The 5,647-nt window shown below is 71.8% G+C and carries 2 protein-coding genes and 1 tRNA gene; 2 read left to right on the top strand and 1 reads right to left on the bottom strand.

Annotated elements, in window-relative coordinates; translation table 11 throughout:
* Positions 1–177: 177 nt before the first annotated feature.
* Complete coding sequence (locus tag E0D90_RS19410; protein ID WP_130799427.1) at positions 178–906, bottom strand: 3'-5' exonuclease; 729 nt, start codon at positions 904–906, stop codon at positions 178–180.
* 306 nt (positions 907–1,212) lie between these two features.
* On the opposite strand from E0D90_RS19410, the gene hrpA reads away from it, so the two are divergent.
* Together hrpA and E0D90_RS19400 are read left to right on the top strand one after the other, a co-directional pair.
* Complete coding sequence (hrpA, locus tag E0D90_RS19405) at positions 1,213–5,292, top strand: ATP-dependent RNA helicase HrpA (protein ID WP_130799426.1); 4,080 nt, start codon at positions 1,213–1,215, stop codon at positions 5,290–5,292.
* Between the two features lie 103 nt (positions 5,293–5,395).
* A tRNA-Asp gene (locus E0D90_RS19400) sits at positions 5,396–5,470 on the top strand.
* The last annotated feature ends 177 nt before the right edge of the window (positions 5,471–5,647 follow it).

The raw sequence follows: 5,647 nt of genomic DNA, 5'->3' as shown, positions 1-5,647 counted from the left end.
CCCCCCGCCACAAGCGGTGGCGAGAAGACCGGTCGCCAGCACGGCCGCGACCACGGAGGCAGAGATTCGGCGCCGCATATCAGAAACCCCCGGAGTGTTCGAACAGAGAACCACGCATCACGATAGGTCATGTCCCGGACACCCCGAGGAGCAGGGCTCAGGGGTCGCGCGGCCCCCTCACCCGGTCCGCTGGGCCGGGATGAGGGGCCATTCGGTCCGCACGTCGGCGGCCCACGTCTCCTTGCCGGGGGTGCGGCGGAAGTAGTCGGCGAGCGACGTGGCCTGGTCGCGCGCCCAGGTGATCTGCCGCTGGTGCAGGGTGTCCAGCGCGGTGTGCCCGATGGCCGGCTCGATCCGGGCGATGCGCCAGGCGACCCGGCAGGCGGCGACGGCGTCCGCGTCGGCCCGGTGGGCCCCGTCGAGGGCGACGCGGTAGTGGCGGCAGAGGTCTTCGAGGCGGCGCCCACCCGGCCGGTAGGTGTCGACCTCCTTGTCCAGGACCCGGGGGTCGATCACCCGGAGCCGGGCGGCCGGGAGCAGGTCGCCGAGCGCGGCGACGCCGTGGCGGCGGGCCTCGCGGTCCAGGATCGTCAGATCGAACGACGCGTTCATGGCCACGATCGGGATGCCCGCTCGCTGCGCCTCCGCCAGCGCGGTGACGATCTCGGTGACGACCTCCCCGGCCGGACGGCCCTCCGCGCGCGCCGTGCCGGTGGTGATCCCGTGAACGGCCGTCGCCTCCTCGGGGATCTCGACGCCCGGGTCGGCCAGCCAGGTCCGGGACTCGGTGGGCGCTCCGCCGCCCACGAGTGCCACGCAGGCGGTGACGACGCGGTCCTCCTCGACGCTGACGCCGGTGGTCTCCAGGTCGAAGCCGCACAGGCGGCCCTCGCTCCACGGCTTCATGTTCTCCCCGTCGTCGTGGCGCGACCCCGGTCACTGCCGGCGCCGGGCCCTGGCCGCGCCGGCGCCGTTCGGCGCGAGAACCGCTGTTGATGCGAGAGGTGCAAGAGGCGCAAGAGGTACAGCAGGTGCTGTCGGTCCTGCCCGTGCGCGGGAACGAGGGGGCCCGGCGGTCCGGACCCGGCCCGGCTCCGTGCCGCGCCGTGGCGGGTTTCCCGGTGCGGTGACGGGCGTCCGGCACCATCCGCCGCGGATATCCGGGATAAGGGTTGGCCTGCCGGGTGGGGCAGGTGAGATCCTGGTGCCGGTATGTCCAGACGACCTTCTTCCGCGCGGGTCGCGCAGGCCGACCAGGCCCCGCCCGCCGCCGAGACCACCTCCGCCACCTCTCCCACCCTCCCCGAGCTGCTGGAACGCCTGTCCGGACTGACGCTGCCGGACCAGACGCGGCTCGGCCGACGGCTGGACGGCGCCCGGCGCATCCGCAAGCCGCAGGCACGGCAGCAGGTGCTGTCCGAGATCGCCCGCGCGCTGGACGACGCCGAACTGCGGGTGGCGGACCGGCGCGCGGCCGTACCGGTGATCACCTACCCCGAAGAGCTGCCCGTCAGCCGCCGGAAGGACGTCATCGCCGAGGCGATCCGCGACCACCAGGTGGTGATCGTCGCGGGCGAGACGGGGTCCGGGAAGACGACGCAGCTGCCGAAGATCTGCCTGGAGCTGGGCCGGGGTGTGACCGGGCTGATCGGTCACACCCAGCCGCGCCGGATCGCGGCGCGCACGGTGGCGCAGCGGGTGGCGGACGAGCTGAAGACGCCGCTGGGCGAGGCGGTCGGCTGGAAGGTCCGCTTCACCGACCAGGTCGGGGACCGCACCCTGGTGAAGCTCATGACGGACGGCATCCTGCTGGCGGAGATCCAGCAGGACCGTGATCTGCGCCAGTACGACACGATCATCATCGACGAGGCGCACGAGCGCAGCCTCAACATCGACTTCCTGCTGGGCTACCTCGCCCAGCTGCTGCAGCGCCGTCCGGAGCTGAAGGTGGTCATCACCTCCGCGACGATCGACCCCGAGCGCTTCGCCCGGCACTTCCGCGGCCGGGACGGGGAGCCGGCGCCGATCGTGGAGGTCTCGGGCCGTACCTACCCGGTGGAGGTGCGGTACCGGCCGCTGCTGGAGGACTCCGGCGAGGAGGGCGACGGCGGCGACCGCGACCAGGTGACGGCGATCTGCGACGCGGTCGACGAACTCCAGGCGGAGGGACCGGGCGACGTCCTGGTCTTCCTCTCCGGCGAGCGGGAGATCCGTGACACCGCGGACGCGCTGGGCAAGCGCCGGCTGCGGCACACCGAGATCCTGCCGCTCTACGCGCGGCTGAGCCATGCCGAGCAGCAGCGGGTGTTCCAGCGGCACAGCGGCCGGCGGGTGGTGCTGGCGACCAACGTGGCGGAGACCTCGCTGACCGTCCCGGGCATCAAGTACGTGATCGACCCGGGCACGGCGCGCATCTCGCGCTACAGCCATCGCACCAAGGTGCAGCGGCTGCCGATCGAGGCGGTCTCGCAGGCGAGCGCCAACCAGCGGAAGGGCCGTTGCGGGCGGACCAGCGACGGCATCTGCGTCCGGCTGTACTCGGAGGACGACTTCCTCTCCCGGCCGGAGTTCACCGACCCGGAGATCGTCCGCACCAACCTGGCGTCGGTCATCCTCCAGATGATCTCGGCGCGGCTGGGCGAGATCGAGAAGTTCCCCTTCATCGATCCGCCCGACCACCGCTCGATCCGGGCGGGTGTGCAGCTGCTGGAGGAACTGCACGCGCTGGAGGACGGCAAGAAGCTCACCGAGACGGGGCGACGGCTGGCCCAACTGCCCGTGGACCCGCGGCTGGCGCGGATGGTGCTGGAGGCCGACCGCAACGGCTGCGCCCGCGAGGTGATGGTGATCGCCGCGGCGCTCTCCATCCAGGACCCGCGGGAGCGGCCCGCGGAGAAGCAGCAGCAGGCGGACGAGAAGCACCGCCGGTTCCGGGAGGGCCCGGCCGAGGAGTCCGACTTCCTGGCGCTGCTCCAACTGTGGGAGTACGTACGGGAGAAGCAGCGTGAGCTGTCGTCCTCGGCGTTCCGCAGGATGTGCCGCTCGGAGTTCCTCAACTATCTGCGGATACGCGAATGGCAGGACATCTACAGTCAGTTGAGGTCGGTGGCACGGTCGCTGGACATCCGGCTGAGCGACGAGGACACCGCGGCCGAGCCGGACCGTATCCACCAGTCGCTGCTGGCGGGGCTGTTGTCGCAGCTGGGGTTGAAGGACACCGACAAGCACGAGTATCTGGGCGCGCGCGGCGCGAAGTTCGCGGTGTTCCCGGGCTCGGCGCTGTTCAAGAAGGCGCCGCGCTGGGTGATGTCGGCGGAGCTGGTGGAGACCTCGCGCCTGTGGGCGCGGGTCAACGCGCGGATCGATCCGGAGTGGATCGAGCCGCTCGCCGCCCACCTGGTCAAGCACACCTACAGCGAGCCGCACTGGGAGCAGAAGCAGGCCGCGGTGATGGCGTACGAGCGGGTGACGCTCTACGGCGTTCCGGTGGTGGCCCAGCGGAAGGTCAACTACGGGCGGATCGACGCCGAGACGAGCCGTGACCTCTTCATCCGCCACGCCCTGGTGGAGGGCGACTGGCGCACGGGCCACGACTTCTTCCGGGAGAACCGGGCGCTGCTCCAGGAGGTCGAGGAGCTGGAGCACCGCGCCCGGCGCCGCGACATCCTGGTGGACGACGAGACGCTCTACGACTTCTACGACCAGCGCATCCCCGAAGAGGTGGTCTCCGGGGCGCACTTCGACTCCTGGTGGAAGAAGCGCCGGCGGGACGAACCGGACCTGCTGAGCTTCGAGAAGTCGATGCTGATCAACGAGAGCGCTCAGTCGGTGACGGAGACCGACTATCCCGACACCTGGCACCAGGGTCGGCTCTCGTTCGCGGTGACCTACCAGTTCGAGCCCGGGACCGACGCGGACGGCGTCACCGTCCATCTGCCGCTCCAGGTGCTGAACCAGGTGACGGACGAGGGGTTCGACTGGCAGATTCCGGGACTTCGCGAGCAGTTGGTGACGGAGCTGATCCGCTCACTGCCCAAGCCGGTGCGACGGCACTGCGTCCCGGCCCCGGACTACGCCCGCAAGTTCCTGGCCGCCGAGCCGGAGCCGGGGGCGCGGCCGCTGGTGCGCGCGCTGGCACACGAGCTGCGCCGGCTCACCGGACAGCCGGTGGAGGAGCGCGACTTCGACCTGGCGAAGGTCCCGGACCATCTGCGGATCACCTTCCGCGTGGTGGACGACCGGGGCCGCCGGCCCGCGGGCGACCCGCGGGAGTCGGAGGACAAGGACCTCGCCGCGCTGCGCCGGCGGATGAAGCCCAAGGCGCGGCAGGCCATCGACCGGGCGTTCGCCGGCCGGACGAAACGGGCGGACGGCGAGACCGTTGAAGGTGGCGACGGCGGCGGACCGCAGCAGCGGACGGGGCTGACGGACTGGACCATCGGCACGCTCCAGCGGACGTTCGAGACACGACGCGGCGGCCAGCCGGTGCGGGCGTACCCCGCGCTGGTGGACGAGGGTTCGTCGGTCGCGGTGCGGCTTTTCGACACCGAGGCGGAGCAGCTGGACGCGATGGTGCGGGGCACGCGGCGGCTGGTGCTGCTGCGGCTGCCGTCCGACCCGGCGAAGTTCGCGGCCGGGCAGCTGGACAACCGGGCCAAGCTGACGCTGGCCTCGTCGCCGCACGGGTCGGTGCAGGCGCTGCTCGCCGACTGCGCGACGGCGGCGGTGGACCAGCTGGTCGCCGCCCGTGGCGGCCCGGCGTGGGACGAGGCTGCGTTCCGGAAGCTGGTGGAGGCGGTCCGCACGGACGTGGTGCCGCTGACGGAGCGGATCGTCGCGCGGGTGCGGGAGGTGCTGGCGGCCTGGCAGTCGTGCGAGCGCCGGCTGAAGGGGGTCACCAGCCCGGTGCTGCTGCCCTCCATGACCGATGTCAGGGCGCAGTTGGCGGCGCTGATGTGTCCCGGCTTCGTGACGGCGCACGGGGCGCGCCGGCTGCCGGATCTGCTGCGGTACCTCACGGCGGTGGAGCGCAGGCTCCAGCAGCTGCCGCAGCACGCCGAGCGGGACCGGGCACGTACCGCCAAGGTCCAGGAGATGCAGGACGAGTACGCCTGGCTGCTGGAGCAGTTCGCGCCCGGCACGCCGGTTCCGGCGAAGGCCCGGGAGATCCGCTGGATGATCGAGGAGCTGCGGGTGAGCTACTTCGCGCACGCGCTGGGCACCGCGTACCCGGTGTCGGACAAGCGCATCGTGAAGGCGGTGGACGAGGCCGTTCCGGCGGACGCGCGGTGAGGTCCGTGCCCCCATCGCCGGGGGCGCACGGGGCTGTTCGCCGGGCGCTCGACCGGATTGGCTTCGCGCCCCTGGCCTGGGGTAGAGTCAGTTCCGCGCACGAGGTCCTGTGGAGCAGCTTGGAGTGCTCGCCACCCTGTCAAGGTGGAGGCCGCGGGTTCAAATCCCGTCAGGACCGCGTTGATCATCGAAAGGCCCGGACTCTCCGTCCGGGCCTTTCGCGTTGCCGGGGTGATCACCGCGACGCACCACTCGGCACCGGGCTGGGAGAGGGCCAGGAGCGGGTGCCGGTTCACCCCCCGGGAAATGGCCGGATCTCACCGCAACGCCGACCCCGCAACAGCCGCACCCACCC

This window comes from Streptomyces otsuchiensis (genome assembly GCF_004305975.1).
Classification (GTDB): Bacteria; Actinomycetota; Actinomycetes; order Streptomycetales; family Streptomycetaceae; genus Streptomyces; species Streptomyces otsuchiensis.
The sequence above is the reverse complement of the archived record's forward strand: the minus strand, read 5'-3'. Positions and strand labels throughout refer to the sequence as shown.